This is a genomic window from Gordonia sp. N1V (assembly GCF_029269935.1).
Taxonomy (GTDB): Bacteria; Actinomycetota; Actinomycetes; order Mycobacteriales; family Mycobacteriaceae; genus Gordonia; species Gordonia polyisoprenivorans.
On the sequence record NZ_JARJDD010000013.1, the window covers coordinates 40,697 to 60,682 of the forward strand.

General features: G+C 67.6%; 17 protein-coding genes. 8 read left to right on the forward strand and 9 right to left on the reverse strand.

Translation table 11 applies throughout. The features are described from left to right. Positions 1 to 6: 6 nt before the first annotated feature. A complete protein-coding gene (locus P3L18_RS17255; RefSeq protein WP_276114767.1) occupies positions 7 to 957 on the forward strand; it encodes an oxygenase MpaB family protein in 951 nt (316 codons plus the stop codon). Between the two features lie 13 nt (positions 958 to 970). Here the strand turns inward: P3L18_RS17255 and P3L18_RS17260 are convergent, their stop codons facing one another. Continuing rightward, positions 971 to 1,729 carry an alpha/beta fold hydrolase gene (locus tag P3L18_RS17260; protein ID WP_276114768.1) on the reverse strand — a complete coding sequence of 253 codons (759 nt, stop codon included), beginning with the start codon at positions 1,727 to 1,729 and terminating at the stop codon, positions 971 to 973. 55 nt (positions 1,730 to 1,784) lie between these two features. Then, positions 1,785 to 5,609: a hypothetical protein gene (locus P3L18_RS17265; RefSeq protein ID WP_276114769.1), complete on the reverse strand. Its 3,825-nt coding sequence runs from the start codon at positions 5,607 to 5,609 to the stop codon at positions 1,785 to 1,787. 292 nt (positions 5,610 to 5,901) lie between these two features. Here P3L18_RS17265 and P3L18_RS17270 point away from each other — a divergent pair, with 292 nt between their 5' ends. Then, the gene (locus P3L18_RS17270; protein WP_026919927.1) at positions 5,902 to 6,147 is read left to right on the forward strand and encodes a LuxR C-terminal-related transcriptional regulator; all 246 of its coding nucleotides are present in this window, start codon (positions 5,902 to 5,904) and stop codon (positions 6,145 to 6,147) included. Positions 6,148 to 6,289: 142 nt separating this feature from the next. Here P3L18_RS17270 and P3L18_RS17275 read toward each other — a convergent pair whose 3' ends face one another. Continuing rightward, on the reverse strand, positions 6,290 to 7,261 hold the full coding sequence (locus P3L18_RS17275) for an alpha/beta hydrolase family protein (protein WP_014361039.1): 972 nt from the start codon (positions 7,259 to 7,261) through the stop codon (positions 6,290 to 6,292). Between the two features lie 277 nt (positions 7,262 to 7,538). Between P3L18_RS17275 and P3L18_RS17280 the strand changes: the two genes are divergently transcribed. From P3L18_RS17280 to P3L18_RS17295, 4 genes are all read left to right on the forward strand, one after another. Next, positions 7,539 to 8,420 carry a CDP-diacylglycerol diphosphatase gene (locus tag P3L18_RS17280; RefSeq protein WP_276114770.1) on the forward strand — a complete coding sequence of 294 codons (882 nt, stop codon included), beginning with the start codon at positions 7,539 to 7,541 and terminating at the stop codon, positions 8,418 to 8,420. Between the two features lie 303 nt (positions 8,421 to 8,723). Continuing rightward, entirely contained in the window at positions 8,724 to 9,704 is a 981-nt protein-coding gene (locus P3L18_RS17285; RefSeq protein WP_276114771.1) for a TIGR04222 domain-containing membrane protein, read from the forward strand. A 95-nt stretch (positions 9,705 to 9,799) separates the two neighbouring features. Further along, the gene (locus tag P3L18_RS17290; protein WP_276114772.1) at positions 9,800 to 10,648 is read left to right on the forward strand and encodes a DUF692 domain-containing protein; all 849 of its coding nucleotides are present in this window, start codon (positions 9,800 to 9,802) and stop codon (positions 10,646 to 10,648) included. Beyond that, entirely contained in the window at positions 10,645 to 10,929 is a 285-nt protein-coding gene (locus P3L18_RS17295; protein WP_172398882.1) for a hypothetical protein, read from the forward strand. The genes P3L18_RS17290 and P3L18_RS17295 overlap by 4 nt, the downstream gene beginning before the upstream one ends. Before the next feature lie 61 nt (positions 10,930 to 10,990). Here P3L18_RS17295 and tuf read toward each other — a convergent pair whose 3' ends face one another. The 6 genes from tuf to P3L18_RS17325 form a co-directional block, all read right to left on the reverse strand. Continuing rightward, complete coding sequence (tuf, locus tag P3L18_RS17300) at positions 10,991 to 12,181, reverse strand: elongation factor Tu (RefSeq protein WP_006367846.1); 1,191 nt, start codon at positions 12,179 to 12,181, stop codon at positions 10,991 to 10,993. 131 nt (positions 12,182 to 12,312) lie between these two features. Then, the gene (gene fusA, locus P3L18_RS17305; protein ID WP_014361044.1) at positions 12,313 to 14,418 is read right to left on the reverse strand and encodes an elongation factor G; all 2,106 of its coding nucleotides are present in this window, start codon (positions 14,416 to 14,418) and stop codon (positions 12,313 to 12,315) included. Between the two features lie 147 nt (positions 14,419 to 14,565). After that, positions 14,566 to 15,036: a 30S ribosomal protein S7 gene (gene rpsG, locus P3L18_RS17310; RefSeq protein WP_005199940.1), complete on the reverse strand. Its 471-nt coding sequence runs from the start codon at positions 15,034 to 15,036 to the stop codon at positions 14,566 to 14,568. 6 nt (positions 15,037 to 15,042) lie between these two features. Then, on the reverse strand, positions 15,043 to 15,414 hold the full coding sequence (gene rpsL, locus P3L18_RS17315) for a 30S ribosomal protein S12 (protein WP_006367844.1): 372 nt from the start codon (positions 15,412 to 15,414) through the stop codon (positions 15,043 to 15,045). Positions 15,415 to 15,958: 544 nt separating this feature from the next. Continuing rightward, positions 15,959 to 16,612: a hypothetical protein gene (locus tag P3L18_RS17320; protein ID WP_276114773.1), complete on the reverse strand. Its 654-nt coding sequence runs from the start codon at positions 16,610 to 16,612 to the stop codon at positions 15,959 to 15,961. Beyond that, positions 16,609 to 17,514, reverse strand: a complete 906-nt coding sequence (locus P3L18_RS17325; protein ID WP_276114774.1) for an exodeoxyribonuclease III — start codon at positions 17,512 to 17,514, stop codon at positions 16,609 to 16,611. Before P3L18_RS17325 ends, P3L18_RS17320 begins: the two co-directional genes overlap by 4 nt. A gap of 166 nt (positions 17,515 to 17,680) precedes the next feature. Here P3L18_RS17325 and P3L18_RS17330 point away from each other — a divergent pair, with 166 nt between their 5' ends. Next, positions 17,681 to 19,306 (forward strand): serine/threonine-protein kinase, encoded by a 1,626-nt coding sequence (locus P3L18_RS17330; RefSeq protein ID WP_276114775.1) that lies wholly within the window; start codon positions 17,681 to 17,683, stop codon positions 19,304 to 19,306. A gap of 30 nt (positions 19,307 to 19,336) precedes the next feature. Continuing rightward, positions 19,337 to 19,984: a Pr6Pr family membrane protein gene (locus P3L18_RS17335; protein WP_276114776.1), complete on the forward strand. Its 648-nt coding sequence runs from the start codon at positions 19,337 to 19,339 to the stop codon at positions 19,982 to 19,984. The last annotated feature ends 2 nt before the right edge of the window (positions 19,985 to 19,986 follow it).

Sequence of the window (19,986 nt, forward strand, 5' to 3'; positions counted from 1 at the left end):
CTCGCCATGACAGTGAATCAGGATTTCGACTCGGCGATCCGTGAGGCGCAGCCTGTCCTGGTCGAGGCCAGTCCCGAGCATCCCACTCCGGAGAACGACGCACTGCCAACTCCGCGGCTCGGCGCCGACTCGCTCATCTGGAAGTTCTATGGCGACGTCCGCGGAATCCTCGGATTCCAGCGCCTCGCCGGCACCGAGAACTGCATCGAACAACTCGGTCAGGGCGTGCTCGATCACTCGGTGATCTTCGACGACTTCCTCGGCCGCGCCCGCCGCACCGGCCCGCCCGTGATGCGCACCGTCTACAGCGCCGAGCCAGCCAAGTGGGGACGCACCGTGCGCGATTTCCATCGCGACATCAAGGGCACCATCAGTGACGGTTCGCGCTATCACGCGCTCAATCCCGAGCTGTTCTACTGGGCGCACGCCACTTTCGTCGATCAGGTGCTCTACATCACCGACACCTTCATCCGTAGGTTGTCCGAGGCGGAGAAGGAGCAGATCTTCGCCGAGAGCAAGATCTGGTACGAGCTCTACGGCGTCAGCGCGCGCAGTCAGCCGCAGACCTACGCCGAGTTCCGCGAGTACTGGGACTCCATGCTCGAGCGTTTCGTGCCGCACAAGACGGTCGTGTACGCGACCGGATACATCCGCAAGGGTCTGCCGCGGCCGCGCCGCATCCCGGCGCCCGTGTGGCGCGTCGTCTCCGCCCCGCTCAACGCGTTCATCCGCACCGTGGTGGTCGGCACCCTTCCGCAGCAGATGCGTGATGTCTGCGACTTGGATTGGGATGCCAAGCGCGAAAAGAACTTCCAGAGGTTTGCCACGTTCATGCGGGCACTCAACCCGGTGTTCAACCGGCTGCCGGTGCGGTGGCTGTACGTGCCGTGGGCCGCCGAGGCGTGGGAGAAGGTCGGCGTCGACCCGCGGCCGCTGCACAACAAGCCGGCCGCGTAGGGGGCTGCCGGCGTCACTGCGCCAGGAAAGCGCCTGCCTTCGCGGTGAATTCGCGACGACGGTCCCGATGGACCGAGTGGCCTGCGTCGATGACGTCGAAGCGGCCGTCGGGCAAGGCCTGCGCCATGGACTGCAGATGCTGCGGGGGCAGAAAGCTACGCGGACCACCGGAGATGACCAGGGTCCGCGCCGACACCTCGGCCAGACGCCCCCACCACTGCGGGTCGGCGCGCTCGAACTCGGCGCCGACCTGCGTTCCCACGGCGCGATCGAATCGGACCACCGGCATCGGGTTGCGCATCAGGGCGCCGATACCGCGTACGCGTTCACCGAAGCCCGACGACATGACGATCTCCTCGTCGAGATCGGCCTGGTCGCGTGGCATCGGTGGCACTTCCTCGAGCACCAGCGACCGGACCCGGCCGGGATCGTTCATCGCCACGCGCAGTGCCGCGTGCGCACCGAGCGAGTGACCGACCACGTCGGCCCGCTCCACATCGAGCTCGTTGAGCACGAATCCCAGGTCGGCGGCGAAGGCTTCCAGCGCGTAGTCCCCCGGACGGCCGCTGCGGCCGTGTCCACGCAGGTCGACCGCGATGACCGCGCGGCCGGCGCGGCGCAGGATCGACGCGAAGGGCCGCCAGGTGCTGTGGTCGCTGCCCATCCCGTGGACCAGCAGGACAGGCGGAGTGCGGCTGTCGGCGAGATCGCCGTCGACGGCAACCGCGAGGGTGAGCTCGCCGTGCCCGATGGGGCGCTGCAACAACCGCATTGGGCCCAAGTTACCAGCGTCGATACCTACCCGGGACGGGCCCCCACGGCCGCGATCACCGGCGGCACGGAGGCTGATAGCCCATGCCGTGGACGTAGGTGGCCCATTCCTCCTCGGTGATCTGATCGCCGGTCTGGGCGCACTGGGCGTCGATGATCGCACCGGTATCGAGCTCCCACGACTCGATCACCCCTGCCTCACCGGCGGCGAGGATCCGATCGCCGGGCGCGAATCGCACGTCATAGACCCGTCCGGGGAACGAGCGCAACACGACCTCCGCCGACCCTCCGTCGGCCAGATTCCACACCCACACCTCGGAATTCCCGCCACCGGCGATCACATGGGAACCGTCGGCGGAGAAACCGGCGCTGTAGAGCTGGCCCGCCGGGCCGGTCAACGTCGCGACGGTATGCGGCGCTTGCGGATTCGAGATATCGGCGACGACGACCGCACGCTCCTCCGAGGTCGCCACGATCCGGTCGCCGCGGGCGGAGAAGCGCACCGCGAGCGCCGCGCCCTCGAAGTCGATCGGACGCGGATAGGCCCGTGGTGCCGCCGGATCGGTGAGATCCACCAGTTGCACGACGCCGGTGGAGGTCGCCACCGCGACCCGGCGACCGTCGGGGCTCAGCGTCGTCCACCACACGCCGCCGCCGGCGTCGAAGGTCGAAACCACCCTGGGCGCAGCAAGATCCGAGACATCGATGACGGTGACGATGTTGCTGTCGGTGGCCCCGGTCACGGCCAGATGCGACCGTTCGCTGTAGTCCACGGTCTCGTTGAGGGTGTGCTGCGCATCGACCGAGCCCACCAGGTGCGGGTCGGCGGGATCGGACATGTCGGCGAACTGCACCGCTCCGGTGACCGTCCCCATGGTCGCGATCCGGCCCGACGGCGACAGCGTCACCGCTCCCGAATACACCATGCCCGGCGGCGGAACGAGATCCGGTCCGGCGCGACTCAGCCCGTCGGACTCGATGTCCCACTGGGTGATCCGCCCATCGGTGCCGCTGTCGGCGGCGAGCAGCCGGGTCGTCGAGCCGTTCGCCGGGATCTGGTAGACGCTGTTGGTCCCGATCACCGTCCGATTCGACGTCGGCGGCCAATCCTGTACCCGCCCATCATCACTGGATGCGATCACATGGTCTCCGGCGAACACCACCGAGACCGCGTTCGATGCAGCCGTGAGGATCCGGGGAGCGGCCGAGGGGTTGGTCAGGTCGAAGATCCGCAGTGTGTTGTCGGCGCCCGCGCCCGCGATCTCGGTGCCGGCGGCGTTGACGGCCACCGCCGTCACGTAGCTGTCGAAACCGCCGAACCCCGCGACCTTACGCGGAGCGGCCGGATCGGAGACGTCGACGACGTCGATCACGCGGCTGCGCAGTGCCGCCACCAGCCGCGTACCGTCCTGCGTGTAGGTCAGGCCCTGCGCGAGTTCGTTGTCGCGCCACGCATCGAGCGGGATCTCGCCCGTCGCGACGATGTCGTCGCCGTCGATGCGCCACAGATCGATGCGACGGTTGGCGCTGCTGGTGGCCAGCGAACGGCCGTCGGGACTGAATGCGGCCGCGCCGGCGACGCCGGCGACCTTGCCCGGCAACGGCACCGGACGCCACGTCCCGGCCGAGTTCACCCACACCTGCACCCCGACCTCGGGCACGCTGGCGACGACGAACCGGCCGTCGGGACTCACCGAGAGCGCGTTGACGTCGCCGCCGACGGCCGGGAAATCAAAGGCGCGCACCGGGTGTGCGGGGTCGGCGACATTCCAGGCGGTGAGGGTGCCGCGACCGCCGAGAAGCACCGTCGACGTCCTCGGCAGGATCGCGACCCCACCCAATCGACCGCCGCCGCCGGGCGCGCGGAATGTGGTGACCTGCCGGTTGATCCCGCGGTCGGACACGTCGAACAGCCGCACCTGCCCGCCGCCTCCGGCGGCGACGAGCAGTGACCCCGAGCGGGCCAGCAGCACCGATCCGCCCTCACCGACAAAGCGATTCGGGACACCGTGACCGGTCGCGTCGATCAATCGCGACCGCGCCTCGAGGGTCGGCGAGGTCTGATAGGCGACCATGGCCAGCTGCGCGGCGAGAAACGGGTCACGATCCTCCAACTCGCTCGACTGGATGGCCAGCTGTCGGCTCAGCGCCTGATTCCGGGCGGCCTCGGCCTGCTCGCGCTGACCCACCGCATGCACGCCGGTGATCACCGCGATGACCGCCGCGGTGACCGCCACGATGCCGAAGACCCCTGCGGTCAAAGCGATTCGGCGCAGCTGACGACTGCGGCGTCGTTCCTGGGCGTCCTGGGCGCGTACCCGCGCCTCACCGGCCTCCAGAAAGCCACGGCTGGCCTGATCCAGCGAGGAGCCGTCGTCAGTGAGCGGCCGGAACATCTCCAGCCGGGCCCGCAGCGGCAGCAGGTCGTCGGGCCGACCGTTGGCCTCCCACGTGTCCCGCAGGGTCTGTAATCGGCGCCGCAGCAACAACCGTTCGCGGTCGGCGTCGATCCATTCGCCCAGCCGCGGCCAGGCCGTCAGCAGCGCCTCGTGCGCGACCTGGGCGTGCGAGGTCGTCACCGTGACCAGACGTGCCGCGGCGAACGTCTCGAGCACATGACGGTTGTCCCCGGCCGGATCGTCGGCGTCGAGATCGGCGAGCCGGACGGTGCGCCGGGTGATGGTCTCCTCGTCGACGTTGACCATTTCCAACAGGATTCGGCGCGCCACGGCCCGCTGCGCGTCGTCGAGTGAGTCATACACCGACTCCGCGGTCTGTTCGACGGCTCCCGAGATGCGGCCGGTCGAGACGTAGTCACGCACCGTGAGTCGTCGGCGATCAGACTTCTCCCACGTGGCGCGCAGGGCATGGGACAGCAATGGGAGTACACCCGCGCCGACCGGCCGCACGCTCGTCGACGGCGCCACGTCGTCGAGCAGCATGGTCACCAGATCGTCGTCGACGGTGAGCCCGGCGACCTCGGCGGGCCGCACGATCACCTCCCGCAGTTGTGCGGGCAACATCGGGGTGACGAGTAGCTGCGAATTGGCCAGCACCGAGGCGATGATCGGACCGGCGGCGGCACGTTCGTAGAAGTCGGCGCGCAACACCCCGATCACCACGGTGCGCCGGCGCGCGGCGTACTCGGCCAGCCGGGTGGTCAGCCGTGCCCGCCCGGCGGAATCACCCTGGGTCCACAGTTCCTCGAGCTGATCGATCACGAGCAGCGCCGGACCGTCGCCGGGCGTCTCGTCGAGAGTTGCCGCGGCCTGCTCGAGCGCGGTGACAGGGTCGTCGCCGGGCACCATGACCGCCGCGCGCCAATCGAGGAACGGCTCCTCGGTACCGATGCGCGGCAACAGGCCGGCCCGGACGAGCGAGGACTTACCCACCCCCGACGCCCCGACCACCGCGACGCCGTGCAGCCAGTCGGGCCCACCCTCTCCGACCGACTGGTCCGGCTCCGGGCCGGGCCCGGGCACCGTCTCGGGAAGCCGGGAGCGAACCATCTCGGCGAGCCGGTCGATCAGCTCGTCGCGACCGAAGAACCAGGCCCCGTCGTCGGCCGAGAACGGAGCAAAGCCCCGGTACGGTGACACCGACGACGCCGACTTGCGGGTGCGCCGCGACGACCGCTCGGCCGCGGCCCACCACTGCTGGACGTCGGCGTCCTCGACGACGCCACACGCGGCGAGGACACGCTCGAACATCTCCCGGCTCGCCCGTGTCGGGGCGTGCTGTCCGGCGAACCATCCGGCGACCGTGCCCAGGAGCGCGTCGGCGTCGGACGCGACGTCGCGCACACTCATCCCGGACCGCTCGCGGAGTCCGGTGAGGGCGCGGCCGAGCTCGTCGCGGGTGTGCACGGCATCGGGTCCCATGGCGAGAGGAGTCCTGTCGTCGGACCAGATTCGCGCTGGTCAGCGTATCGAGAAATGTATCGACTTCCGATTCTCAGCCACTGCGGCGCGCTTCGTCATCCCCTCCGCACCAAGATTGGTCCGCGCGGACTACACCGCGATCCATTGCGCGTCGGCGAGTCGGGCTGCGGCGCGAATCCATCAGGAGGTCACCATCATCCCCGGTACCGAGGAGCCGCCGTTGCATCGGCGACCCCAGCACGATTCCCGACCCCACCCCCATCTCGATCCCCGCCATCGCCACCTCTATGCGGTGAACCGTCCCGCGAGCCGACGTCCCGACCTCTCACGCCGCGAGGTCGAGGTGCTCGTCGCCTGGTTGCGCGCCGAGTCCAAACAGGAGGCCGCCAAGGCGCTGTTCATCAGCGTGTCGACGGTGAGCACCCATGTGGCACGCATCCGGGCCAAGTACGAGGCGGTGGGCCGGGCGGCGAACACCAAGTCGGCGTTGTTCGCCCGCGCGATCCAGGACGGTTACGTCTCACTCGACGAGTGGTGAGTTCGAACTCCTGACGGCACCGTCGACGACGCGGTACCCGACCCCGGGGAGGGTCCGATGCCACGTCGTCGACGGTTCCGCCACGCACCCGCCGATCACCCCAGGCAAGGCGCCGCATCCCCTGTCGGCGCCTGTCCGGTGATCAGCGGTCCCGGAACCAACCGGAGTTCTTGGCGCGCCAGACCATGTCCTGCCAGTAACCCCAGGTGTGTGTCCCCACGGTGGGGAAGTCGGTGGTGATCGGGATGCCCTGCAGTGCGGCGGCCACCTCGAATGACCGGGTCTGCGCGAGTGCGACCGCCTCGAGCGGGGTGCCTTTCACGGAGTTGACGGCGTCGGTGTTGTAGCGGCCCCAGGCGGCTGATCCTGCGGCGACCCGGATCTTCATCCCGCGCATCCGCGGCAACTGGACGAGCGCGTCGTTGCGCTGCCAGCGATCGCTCCACGGCGGGCCCCACATCGCATCCGCGCTGAACGGCCCCACTCCGGCCTCGACGCCCGCGTCGATCAGCGCAAGGCGCACGGCCTCGCGCATCGTCGGGGCCGACAGGTTCACGTAACCCGACATCGAGAACACATGCGAGATCCGGTTGCGGTGATAAGCGCCGTAGATCATCGCCGAGCCGCCGCCCATCGAGATGCCCATGATGGCGTACTTGCCCCACGGCCCGACGGCGAGCCCGCGCGCGTCCAGGGCGGCGACGATCCGGTCCAACCGGCAGGTCCACATGTAGCGGTACTTGATCTTGTTGCCCGGGCTGGCGGTGTCCCAGTTGGTGTAGAAACTCGCGAGTCCACCGACGGGTTCGACGACGTTGACGCCCGAGTCGGCCAGGCGGGCGATGTTGGTCTCATGACGCCAGCCGCTCATGTCGCTGGTGGCTCGTAGCCCATCGAGGGCGATCACCGTCTTGTAGTTGCCCGGCCGGGCCCAGATGTCGACCGGGCTCGCGGGCATCCCGCACCCCCCGACCGAGATCCGGTTCAGCGATGCCGCATCGGCGTCACCGACACCACTGGACAGGGAGATCACCAACGCCGACGCCACGATGGTCGCGGCGACGATTCGCCGGCCCAGGCGCTTGTGGACCGACCGTCTCAGACTTGAACGCACGCCCAGGACATTAGGGCGGTGCGGACCGCTGTCACCAGGCTCGTGACCACAGGGCACCGACATTGAGACCAGTCGGTTACCCAAGTGGCAATTGTGACGCAATGTTACTAGTGTGACTTGTGAGGTCTAAGTAGCTCGGAATTCGCTGAGCGTAACATGTGGAAAACCTGAATCGATTTCGGCGTTCGAGTAACCGGGGCCTTCGCCGACTGGCACACTCATGGCTCAGACGGAGCAACCGGCCGACCAGCCGGGCTCATCGGTGAGAGGGCCGGCCATGGACAGCGACTCCACCCCCTTGCCGGGCGCATCCACTCCGAGCCGCGGGTTGAGTCGGCGCACCTTCCTCACCACGACGGCCGCCCTCGGCGTCGGCGCGGTCGCCGGAACGGGCGTCGCCGGCATCGCGTGGGGTGCTCCCCCACCCGACTGCGGCAGCCCGTCGGACTCGGGCAAGACGAACGCCCGTTTCTGGCTGTGGGATCAGGTCAAAGGGTGCACCCCCGCCCAGCCCGGGTCCAACCTCTACGTCAAGCAGATCTCGGCGAGTCCCAACCGCTACTACGCGATCCGACGAGGCGGCGACAACCCGCACGGCAACAACGACATACTGCTCATGCCGACCAATCGCATCTCGGGTATCGAATGCAGCTACCTGCGCCACGATCCGCCCAACTGGTGGGCCGGTGCGTGGCGCGAGGCCGTCGCGAACATCCCGGCCAAGCCGTCCTCCCCACTCGCGCTGGGCGTCAACTCCAAGGACCGACGAGGCCAGGACCAACTCCACATCCACCTGTCCCAGGTCTTCTATCCGACGTTCAGTGATCTCCGGCAGATCCAACCGGTCACCAAGATCAGCGACTGGATGTCGCCGCAGGCCAACGTCGAGCTACGCATCAACGATCGCCACAAGACCCCGCTGCGCAAGACCGCCTGGTTCCGGGTGGTGAAGTACACCGGGGCGCTGCCGAATCTGTTCGCCGAACTCGCGAAGGTCCTCCCGGCGACCGAGAGCATGGAACACCAGGTCGTCGGAGTCGTGTGGACCGGCATCGGGAGCACCTACTACCTGATCAACAGCACGGCACTGAAGACACCCAAGGGGCCGGGGACGGGTCTGCTGGACTTCATCTACAACTGGCCGGCCAACAAACCCTGACACATCGCCCCAGCTCACCGGATCGATATCTGTGAGCATCCGATGGAATCGGTCACGAATCGGCCACGGCAGGCCTTCACCACTGGCACATTCGCAAGCAGCGTAGATACTGAGATCACCTGACACGCAGTGACTCTCGGGCCGAGAAGCAGTAACCGAACGGCCGCCGCCGCAACGAATGTCGGGCCTGCGCAACGTCGCGCCGGCCGACGATGCCTTTCCCCGCCTCTCGCAATCGGGCGGGTTCACCTCCGCGCATGCCTCGTGGCGAGACGTGCGCACTGGGAGAAAGCCGGTGACACCATGAACGGACCCGACACCTGGGGTATCCCCAGCACGACCTTCCTCGCCCTCTATGCCGTCATCTCGGTGGCGGCTCTCGCCGTCGTCATCGTGCGGCGACGTCCCGCCCACCAGCGGGTCGATGATCTCCCCGACCTCACTCCCACACAGATCGGGGCACTGGTCTCCGAGGAGAATGCGGTCCTCGCAGCGGTCGCCCAACTCCGGGCAGCCGGCTATATCAACTCGAGCGGACGTGTGACCAATCGACTGAAAGCTGCACCCGCACAGAATGATCGGTTTGTCCGGGCGGTCGGTGACCGTTATGCGCGACGCGGCACGAGTTCCTTGCGTGACGTGTCGGTGCCGTTGCGGCAGGTGCACTCGGAGCTCATTGACGTGGGCCTGCGCCACGCACGCCGACGCGCGGTCGGGGTGGCCGTCCTGATCCCGGTACTCGTGCTCGGGCTCGCACGGATCGTGGCCGGTCTCGCGCACCGCAAGCCGGTCGGCTATCTCGTCGTCATCGTGATATGCCTTGCCGCGGTGTGTATCTGGTGCGCAGTCCATCCTCGTGAGCGGACCGCGCGCGGCGAGGCGGTACTCGCCGAACTGCGCCGGCGGCACAGGTTGCTCGCGCCGCAGTACCGGCCCGCGCTCGCCGCCCTCGGAGCACACCACGCCGCCGTCGCCGCAGCCCTGCACGGCATCGAAGCACTTGCACTCCTCGATCCGCGCCTGGCCGCCGACCCGCTGCTCCGCCCGACGACCACGGCCCCCGATCCGGGGATCGCCACCCCCACAACACCTGTCGTGAGAAAGGCCCGTTCACGACGTGCCACGGGCAGCGGCGGAGCATCGTGGTTCGGGTCCGCCTTCTACGGCGGCAGCGACGGCGGCTCGCATCACGGGGGTTCGTCACACAGTTGTGGTGGGGGCTGGAGTGGCTGCAGCAGTGGCGGATCCAGCTGTGGAGGCGGTGGCGGCGGATGCGGCGGGTGATCACTGTACTCGACCGCCGCGTACGACCACCGCGTTCTACCATCCCGGGACAACGAGATCCCCACGAAGCGGTCACATCGGAGAAAGGGTTCCTCATGAGCAGGTCACATAGCACACCGGAGATCGCCGGTATCGGGATCGGCTGGCGCCCGGAGATCGCGGCCGTCGTCGACGACCTTCCCGGCCTCGGATTCTGTGAGGTCATCGCCGAGTCGGTGCCGCACATCGACGTCGAACCGCTTACGGCGCTGGGGGTGCCGGTCATCCCGCATGGCGTCGGCCTGTCTCTGGGTGGTGCCGAGCCGGTGACCGACGACCGGATCGACGTTCTGGCACGTGCGGCTCGCCGCCTGCGGTCGCCGCTGGTCAGTGAGCACATCGCGTTCGTCCGGGCGGGCGGCGTCGAGGCCGGGCATCTGTTGCCCGTTCCCCGGACGCGTGAAGCGCTGGCAGTGTTGTGCGACAACATCACTCGCACCCAGGACCGGTTGTCGGTGCCGCTGGCGGTGGAGAACATCGCAGCATTGTTCTCCTGGCCCGACGACGAGTACACCGAGGGCGAGTTCCTCGCCGAGATCGTCGAGCGCACCGGGGTCCGGCTGTTGCTGGACGTCGCGAATGTGTATGCGTGTGCCCGCAACTCGGGTGTCGATCCGGCCGTCGAACTCTCCCGGATGCCGCTCGAGGCGATCGCCTACTGTCACGTCGCCGGCGGCGAATCCGACGGGGTGCTCTATCACGACACCCACACCGCGCCCGTTCCCGACGCGGTGCTCGACCTCGTCACCCGGCTCGCCGCCACCGGGCGCGCGCCGGCATTCATGCTCGAGCGCGACGGCCGGTATCCGCCGGTGACCGAGCTCCTCGGTGAACTCGACGCGATCGCCGACGCCGCGCGGATGGACCGGATCACCGTCGGCAGCCGCTGGTGGGCGGCGTCGTGACCGGCCTAGCGCAACGGCAAGAAGACCTCGTGCGCGCGCTCGTCACCGGTGCGCCGACGCCTGCGGGCTTCGACCCGACGCGGCTGCGCGCCGTCGAAGATACCTTGTTGCGCAAGCGATCCGGTGAGGCGGCCCGACATCTGCCGCTGCTGAGTGCAGAACTCGGGGAGCGCAGGTTCACCGAGTTGTTCTGCGCGTGGGCACGCGGGCGGGAACGGGGCGGATCGTGTGCCGATGCCGCGTCATTCGCCGCCCATCTGGACGCAGCATCGCCTACATAACGAGAAAGGCGCCCCAACCGCGAAAGCGGTTGGGGCGCCGGTGACTCAGTGAGTCAGAGTGTCACTTGACGATCTTCGTGACTCGACCCGCACCAACGGTGCGGCCACCCTCGCGGATGGCGAAGCGCAGGCCCTCGTCCATGGCGACCGGCTGGATGAGCTTGACGCTCATCTCGGTGTTGTCGCCCGGCATGACCATTTCGGTGCCCTCGGGGAGGGTCACGACGCCGGTCACGTCGGTGGTACGGAAGTAGAACTGCGGACGGTAGTTGTTGAAGAACGGGGTGTGACGGCCGCCCTCGTCCTTGGACAGGATGTAGGCCTGGCCCTCGAACTCGGTGTGCGGGGTCGTGGTGCCCGGCTTCACGATGACCTGGCCACGCTCGACGTCCTCACGCTTGAGGCCGCGGAGCAGCAGACCGGCGTTGTCGCCCGCCTGCGCCGAATCGAGGAGCTTGTGGAACATCTCGATACCGGTGACGGTGGTCTTGGTGGACTTCTCGCGGATGCCGACGATCTCGACTTCCTCGTTCACGTTGACCTCGCCGCGCTCCACACGACCGGTGACCACGGTGCCGCGGCCGGTGATGGTGAAGACGTCCTCGACGGGCATCAGGAACGGCTTGTCGGTCTCGCGAACCGGATCCGGGATCGACTCGTCGACCGCGTCCATGAGCTCCTCGACGGACTTGACCCACTCCGGGTCACCCTCGAGGGCCTTGAGCGCCGACACCTTGACGACGGGGGCTTCCTCGTCGAACTCCTGGGCGGCCAGCAGTTCGCGGACCTCCATCTCGACGAGTTCGATGATCTCTTCGTCGTCGACCATGTCGGCCTTGTTCAGGGCGACCAGGATGTAGGGCACACCGACCTGGCGGGCCAGCAGCACGTGCTCACGGGTCTGCGGCATCGGACCGTCGGTGGCGGCAACCACGAGGATCGCGCCGTCCATCTGAGCCGCACCGGTGATCATGTTCTTGATGTAGTCGGCGTGACCGGGGGCGTCCACGTGGGCGTAGTGACGCTTCTCGGTCTCGTACTCGACATGCGAGATGTTGATCGTGATACCACGAGCCTTCTCTTCAGGAGCCTTGTCGATCTGATCGAACGCGAAGCTCTTGTTGAGGGTCGGGTACTTGTCGTGCAGGACCTTGGTGATGGCCGCGGTCAGGGTGGTCTTGCCGTGGTCGACGTGACCGATGGTGCCGATGTTCACGTGCGGCTTGGTCCGCTCGAACTTCGCCTTCGCCACTTGATTGTCCTCCTGGACTTGTTGCTCTACTGGGCGGATCCCAGCAGGGGTTTTCTCTTACGTTGTTCGCGCCGTGTCACCACGACGTCGGTCGCCGTGAGCGCTTCGCGACAGACCGCGCAGCGAGTGAATTACTCGCCGGTGGCCTTCGCGATGATTTCCTTCGACACGTTCGCCGGAACCTCGGCGTACGAGTCGAACACCATGGAGTAGTTAGCCCGGCCCTGGGTCCGCGACCGCAGGTCGCCGATGTAGCCGAACATCTCCGACAGCGGAACCTGTGCCTTGACGACACGGGCGCCGCTGCGCTCCTCCATGGCCTGGATCTGGCCACGGCGGGAGTTCAGGTCGCCGATCACGTCACCCATGTAGTCCTCCGGAGTCGTGACCTCGACGGCCATGATCGGCTCCAGGATGACCGGGCTCGCCATCCGCGCAGACTCCTTGAGAGCCTGTGCACCGGCGATCTTGAAGGCCATTTCCGAGGAGTCGACGTCGTGGTACTGACCGTCGAGCAGGGTGACCTTCAAGTTGACCAACGGATAACCGGCGAGCACGCCGTACTGCATCGCGTCCTGCGCACCGGCATCCACCGACGGGATGTACTCGCGCGGCACACGACCACCGGTCACGGCGTTCTCGAATTCGTAGGTCGCACCATCCTCGGCGTCCACCAGGGGCTCGAGCTTGATGATGACCTTCGCGAACTGGCCGGAACCACCGGTCTGCTTCTTGTGCGTGTACTCGTGCTTCTCGACGGTCTTGCGAATCGTCTCGCGGTAGGCCACCTGCGGCTTACCGACGTTCGCCTCGACCTTGAACTCGCGACGCATGCGGTCGACGAGGATGTCGAGGTGGAGCTCGCCCATGCCGCCGATGACGGTCTGGCCGGTCTCCTCGTCGAGGTGGACCGAGAACGTCGGATCCTCTTCGGCGAGCTTCTGGATCGCGGTGCCGAGCTTCTCCTGGTCGGACTTGGTCTTCGGCTCGATGGAGACGTTGATGACCGGGTCCGGGAAGCTCATCGACTCAAGCACGATGGGCGCGCTCGGGTCGCACAGGGTGTCACCGGTGGTGGTGTCCTTGAGCCCGATCATCGCGTAGATGTGTCCGGCCCAGGCCTCGTCGACCGGGTTCTCCTTGTTGGCGTGCATCTGGAAGAGCTTGCCGATGCGCTCTTTCTTGCCCTTGGTGGCGTTGAGCACCTGGGTACCCGCACTGATGTGACCGGAGTACACCCGCACGAAGGTCAGCTTGCCGAAGAACGGGTGCGCGGCGATCTTGAACGCCAGAGCCGAGAACGGCTCGTCGGCACTGGGCTTGCGAGAGAGGATCTCCTCCTCGTTGCCCACCGCGTGGCCCTCGACGCTCGGCACGTCCAGCGGGGACGGCAGGTACGCGATGACGGCGTCGAGCATCGGCTGGATGCCCTTGTTCTTGAACGCCGAACCACAGATCACCGGGTAGTACTCGCGGGCGATCGTGAGCTTGCGGATCGCGCCCTTGATCTCGTCCTCGGAGAGCTCCTCGCCACCGAAGTACTTCTCCAGCAACGCCTCGTCGCTCTCGGCGACGGTCTCGAGCAGCTTCTCGCGGTACTCGGCGGCCTGATCGACGAGATCGGCGGGGATCTCCTCGAAGGTCGGCTCTGCACCGATCTCGACGGTGCCGCGCCAGGTGATCGCCTTCTGGGTGATCAGGTCGACGACGCCGTCGAAGTTGTCCTCGGCACCGATCGGCAGCTGCAGGACGAGCGGCTTGGCACCGAGACGCTCCTCGATGGTGCGCACGGTGAAGAAGAAGTCCGCACCGAGCTTGTCCATCTTGTTGACGAAGCAGATACGCGGCACGTCGTACTTCTCGGCCTGTCGCCAGACCTGCTCGGACTGCGGCTCGACGCCTTCCTTGCCGTCGAACACCGCGACCGCGCCGTCGAGCACGCGCAGGCTGCGCTCCACCTCGACGGTGAAGTCGACGTGGCCGGGGGTGTCGATGATGTTGATCTGGTTCTTGTTCCAGAAACAGGTCACCGCAGCGGAGGTGATGGTGATCCCCCGCTCCTTCTCCTGCTCCATCCAGTCCGTCGTCGAGGCGCCGTCGTGGGTCTCGCCGATCTTGTAGTTCACACCGGTGTAGAAAAGGATTCGCTCGGTCGCGGTGGTCTTGCCGGCATCGATGTGGGCCATGATGCCGATGTTGCGAACCTTGTTGAGGTCGCTGAGCACTTCCTGTGCCATCAAGTTCCCTTCGGGAAGATTTCGGACTAAAGGCTGTCTTCATTTGTCAGCCCGGGCTCGCTGCGCTCGCCCCCACCCTCGCAGGCTCGGGTGGACTGGCCGGTCGTCGCTGCGCTCCGAGCGGCCAGTGCCCGGTGTTGAGTTCTTCTACCAGCGGTAGTGCGCGAACGCCCGGTTGGCCTCGGCCATCTTGTGGGTGTCCTCGCGACGCTTCACCGACGCGCCCAGACCGTTGGAGGCGTCGAGCAGTTCGTTGGCCAGACGCTCGACCATGGTCTTCTCGCGACGCTGCCGGCTGAAGGTCACCAGCCAACGCAGGGCGAGGGTGTTGGCACGGTTCGGCTTGACCTCGATCGGCACCTGGTAGGTGGCACCGCCGACGCGGCGGCTCTTGACCTCGAGGGTCGGCTTGACGTTGTCGAGGGCGCGCTTGAGGGTGACGACCGGGTCGGTGCCGGTCTTCTCGCGGGCCTGCTCGAGTGCGCCGTAAACGATGCGCTCGGCGGTCGACTTCTTGCCGTCCAGCAGGATCTTGTTGACCAGCTGGGTGACCAGCGGCGAACCGTAGACGGGATCGTTGATCAGCGGGCGCTTGGGTGCGGGTCCTTTACGTGGCATCGCTTATCAGCTCCCCTTCTTCGCGCCGTAACGGCTGCGGGCCTGCTTGCGGTCCTTGACACCCTGGGTGTCGAGCGAGCCGCGGATGATCCGGTAACGCACACCGGGGAGGTCCTTCACACGACCACCACGCACGAGCACCATCGAGTGCTCCTGCAGGTTGTGGCCCTCACCCGGGATGTAAGCGGTGACCTCGACGGCACTGGTCAGGCGCACACGGGCGACCTTGCGCAGCGCGGAGTTCGGCTTCTTGGGGGTGGTGGTGTAGACGCGGGTGCACACGCCGCGACGCTGCGGGCTTCCCTTGAGCGCTGCGGTCTTCTTCTTCGCAGCCTTGTCATGACGGCCCTTGCGGACCAGCTGATTGATCGTTGGCACTGAGTATTTCTTCCTTTGTCGGCACGTTCGCCCGCACGCGAGGTGGAGCGCTCGATGGTGTTGTCGTCGTGGTTTGTGCTCCGGGCAGGTCGTCGGAATCGGTCGGGACCGGACTTCCGGCGACCTCCACAACTCGCCCCACCAGGGCGTAGACCCTGGTCAGTACAGTTATTGCTACCCCGAGGTCGGGCGTGTCAAACACCCGACAGCGGAATCGCTTGTCAGTCCGGCCACCCCTCGCACGGGCGGGAGTTCCCATGCGAGCTGTCTACCTCCGTCGCCGTCGGCGTAAACCTCGGGCGGCGTGGGCAGGGCACGCGGACTGGCCCGGCTGTTGCCAGGCACCGACGGTCCACTCTACCGATGGGGTTCACACAGGTCAAAAATCGGATCCAGACGGCCAACGCGACCGCAACCCGGGGTGATCGGCAGATGACCGGACGTGGTTGGTCAACCACCTGACCTGCCCGAACATTCCCGCGCGAGGAAATCGGGCACGCCGGCGGGTGCACCGATGGCGGTCGGGCCCCAGCTCCGGAGGTGCTCAATGTCCCAGAAAGGTCTTGAGCATCACGATGACCGCGGCGAGCCCGGCGGCGATCAGTCCGGCGATCAGCATGCGCATGTCGAGTCGATTGCCGCGGACGCGCTCGGTGACGATAGGGACCGAGGCGATCCGGATCACGATGACGCAGCCGGACACCAGCTGGGCGACCTGCGTCGGGATGAGGTCGTGGTACCCGAGGGCCAGGATGATGGCGGGCCAGATCGCCGACGACATGACGGGCACGGCGTCGCGCAGCTCGTCGAGGATTTCGCGGCGCAGGTCGGGGCGTTCGACTTCGCCGTCGTTCACCTCGGCGCCCTCATCCACCCCGTCGGCGGCGCGATTACCGCTCGTGCTCTCGTGCGCCTCCGGGATGTTGGCCCACGCGAGCAGATCCGCGAAGATGTGCGCGATGTAGGTGGTCAGCCCGGTGCCGAGCACGATCAGCACCGCATGTCCCTCGTAGATGTCGCCGGCCGAGGCGAGGACGATCGCCGCCAACACCAGCAGGTTGCCGTAGACGTACGCAGAGAGCCGTGAGGCCGCCCGAGCGGGCGGCAGCGGTCCGCCGCGGCGCGCGGTGAGGACGCCGTACCACTGTGGGTGCCGACGGGCATCGTTGGCGGCGGCGCCCGTCCCGGCGTCGTTCACGAGGAGGCCCGGCCCGGGCCGACGTCCTTGGCCTGCGGCAACGACACCTTCGACGATCCGCGGCGCGCCGGATTGGACGGCGGCGGAACCATCGGTCCGATGTCGCCGTCGGGGGCGTCGTCGAGGTCGACGATGACCGGTGCGTGATCGCTCGGCTTGGACCCCTTGCGCGCGGCGCGGTCCACCCACGCCGCGGCCACCCGGGGTGCGGTGTCGGCGCCGGCGAGGATCAGATCGATCCGCATGCCGAGATCCTTGTGGAACATTCCGGCACGGTAGTCCCAATAACTGAAGACGCGTTCGGACGGCCACCGGGTGCGCACCACGTCGGTCAGGCCGAGACCCTCCAGACCTGCGAGCGCCGCGCGCTCGGGTTCGGTGACGTGGGTGTGGCCCTCATAGGCCTTGGGGTCGAACACATCGGCGTCGGCGGGCGCGATGTTGATGTCGCCGCACAGCATCGTCGTGGCCGCCTCGGGCGCGACCACTTCCCGGAGCCGGTCGAGCCACGCGAGCTTGTAGCGGTAGTGATCGGAGTCGGGCTCGCGGCCGTTGGGTACATAGAGGGAGTACACGCGCACTCCCCTGCAGATCGCCGACACCGCACGCGCCTCGGGCGCCGACTCGGGGTCGGGATAGCCTGGCGCACCGGCGAATCCGCGGCGCACCTCGGACAGACCGACCCGGGACAGGATCGCGACCCCGTTCCACTGCCCCTGCCCGACGTGGGCGAACTCGTAACCGCGGTCGGTGAATTCGGGCCCGAGGACGGTGTCGAAGACGTCGTCGGAGAGTTTGGTCTCCTGCAGGCACACCACATCGGGGCACCGCTCATCCAGCCAGGGCAACAGCCGGGGAATCCGCTGTTTCACCGAGTTCACGTTCCAGGTCGCCACACGCATGCGACCACGGTATCGCCGGTGCACGTCGCGCTCGCGGCATCCCACCCCGCAGATCCGATCCGCCGAATGGAGGACCGAGCACGTGACCACCACCGGTCGGGTGTGACATCGTCAATCACAGACCCGGTCGATCACCGACCCGCCATCCGAGCAAGGGCACGAGACCATGACATTACGAGTCGGCTCGACCTTCGCCGGATACACCGTGCTCGCCCCGCTCGGCGCCGGCGGCATGGGCGAGGTCTACCTGGTGGAGCATCCACACCTGCTGCGGCGGCAGGCGTTGAAGGTCATCTCGCGTCTCGGGGCGGGTAACGACGAGTTCGCGCGTCGCTTCCTCCATGAGGCCCGCACCGCCGCGGCCCTGGACCATCCGGGCATCATCACGGTGCACGACTTCGGGATCGTCGACGAGACACCGTGGTTCACGATGAGTTACATCGACGGCGCCGACCTGAGCGCCGCGGACCTCACGCCCGACGAGGTCGTGCACATCGTGGGCCGCGTCGCCGACGCCCTCGACCACGCCCACCATCAAGGAGTGGTGCACCGCGACATCAAGCCCGCGAACATCGTCGTCACCCGCGCGGCATCGACCCAGGAGATCGACCGGGTGATCGTCCTGGACTTCGGGATCGCCAAGCTCGCCGGCGGCGACGCCACACCACTGACCGCAACCAACGCCATCATCGGCACCCTGGCCTACTGCGCGCCCGAGATCATCGAGGGCGGCGCGGCGACCGCACTCTCGGATCAGTACTCCCTGGCGTGCACGGCCTATCAGCTCCTCACCGGCACCACACCGTTCCACGCGGCCGAGCCCGCCGCTCTGATCCGCGACCATCTCGCCCGACCCGCCCCCGCTCTCGGCCTCGCACATCCCGACCTCGCAGGGCTCGATGCGGCCTTCGCCACCGCCCTGGCCAAACACCCCGAGGATCGCCACCGCGACTGCCGATCGTTCGCCGCCGCGCTCGTCGCGTCGAGCACTGCCGCAAGAAGTACCGCCACCACGAGCACGGTTGCCACCAGCACCATCGCGACTCCGGACCCGACGACGACCGCGCTGCCCCGAGTGCCCCACACCCAGTGGCGCACTCGACCACCGCGTACCCCACCGCCTCGAACCCCGCCCCCGCGCACTCACCCCACCACCGACGAGCGCACAGTCGCCCGGGCCCGAGCGCTCGCTCCGATCCCACCGGCGCCGACTCCGCCCACTTCGATACCGCCCCCGCCGCCCGGTCCCGCACGACGCACCCTCGGAACCACCGCCACGCTCTGCGCCGCGATCCTTGCCCTTGCCGGCGCCGCAATGATCGCCGGAAGTCTGCTCGGCTGGGCGACGATCTCGTTCACCGACACCACCGGCCTGCAACGGAGTTACACCATCAGCGGACTCGGCACCGTCGGCCACGGTGGTGCTGCGGGCGACTTCGATCCGCTCTCCGTCGCGCACTACACCGCAGCGGGCGCGCCGACGGTCATCTGCGGCGCGATATTCGTGCTCGCCGCCGGCGCGCTCTGTGTGCGCCGTCTGGTGATCGTCGGCGCACTGACAGGTGTCGCCGCAGGCGGGGCCGGTGCATTCTTCGCCGCACGCGCGATCCGCGACCCGTGGCGCGCGGTCGCCTCGACCGATCCCTCACTCACCCCGTTTCGGCAGTGGCTCGACGCGGCCACCGTCGGTCCCGGCCTGTGGATGGTGGCCGCGAGCGCCGCGGTCGGCGTCGTCGTGTCGATCGTGGCCGCGATCGTCGGCTCGCCAACCACCTCGCGTCGAGGAGCATGACAGGAACGACGAGCGTGACAGGATTGCGTCATGTCGGAATTCCCCGTCCTGTCCCGGATCGACGAACGCCTCTGGTGGATTCGACTCGTGCGGTTGGGCTTTGCGGCCCTGGGTGCGGCGGCGTTGATCCTGTTGCCCATCCGGCAGGCCGACGTCGCCGGCTTCACCCTCGGCAACTACCTGAGCTACTTCACCGTGCTGTCGAACATCGCCGCCGTCTGCGTGCTGACGATCGGCGCCGTATTCGCACCGGAATCCGTTGTGTGGCAATGGATCAGGGGAGCAGCGACCACATGCATGGCGATCACCGGGATCGTCTACGCACTGCTGCTCTCGGGTATCGACGTGAACCTGAACATCGAGTGGATCAACTCGGTGCTGCACCGTGTCCTGCCGCTGGTCCTGCTCGTCGACTGGATCGTGGTGCGACCGCGCCGCCTGCCCGCGTGGAGTTGGTGGAGTTGGTTGGCGATCCCCCTGCTCTACGGCGTGTACACGCTCACCCGGGGCACGGTCGTCGACTGGTATCCGTATCCGTTCATCGACCCGCGCGCACAGGGCTACCTGTCGATGACGATGTCGATGATCGTCATCGTCATCGGGATGGCCGGGCTCGCGTTCGCGGTGTCCTGGCTCGGGACGCGGCTGCCGTGGCGAACGGCCGAATCCACCGGGTGACG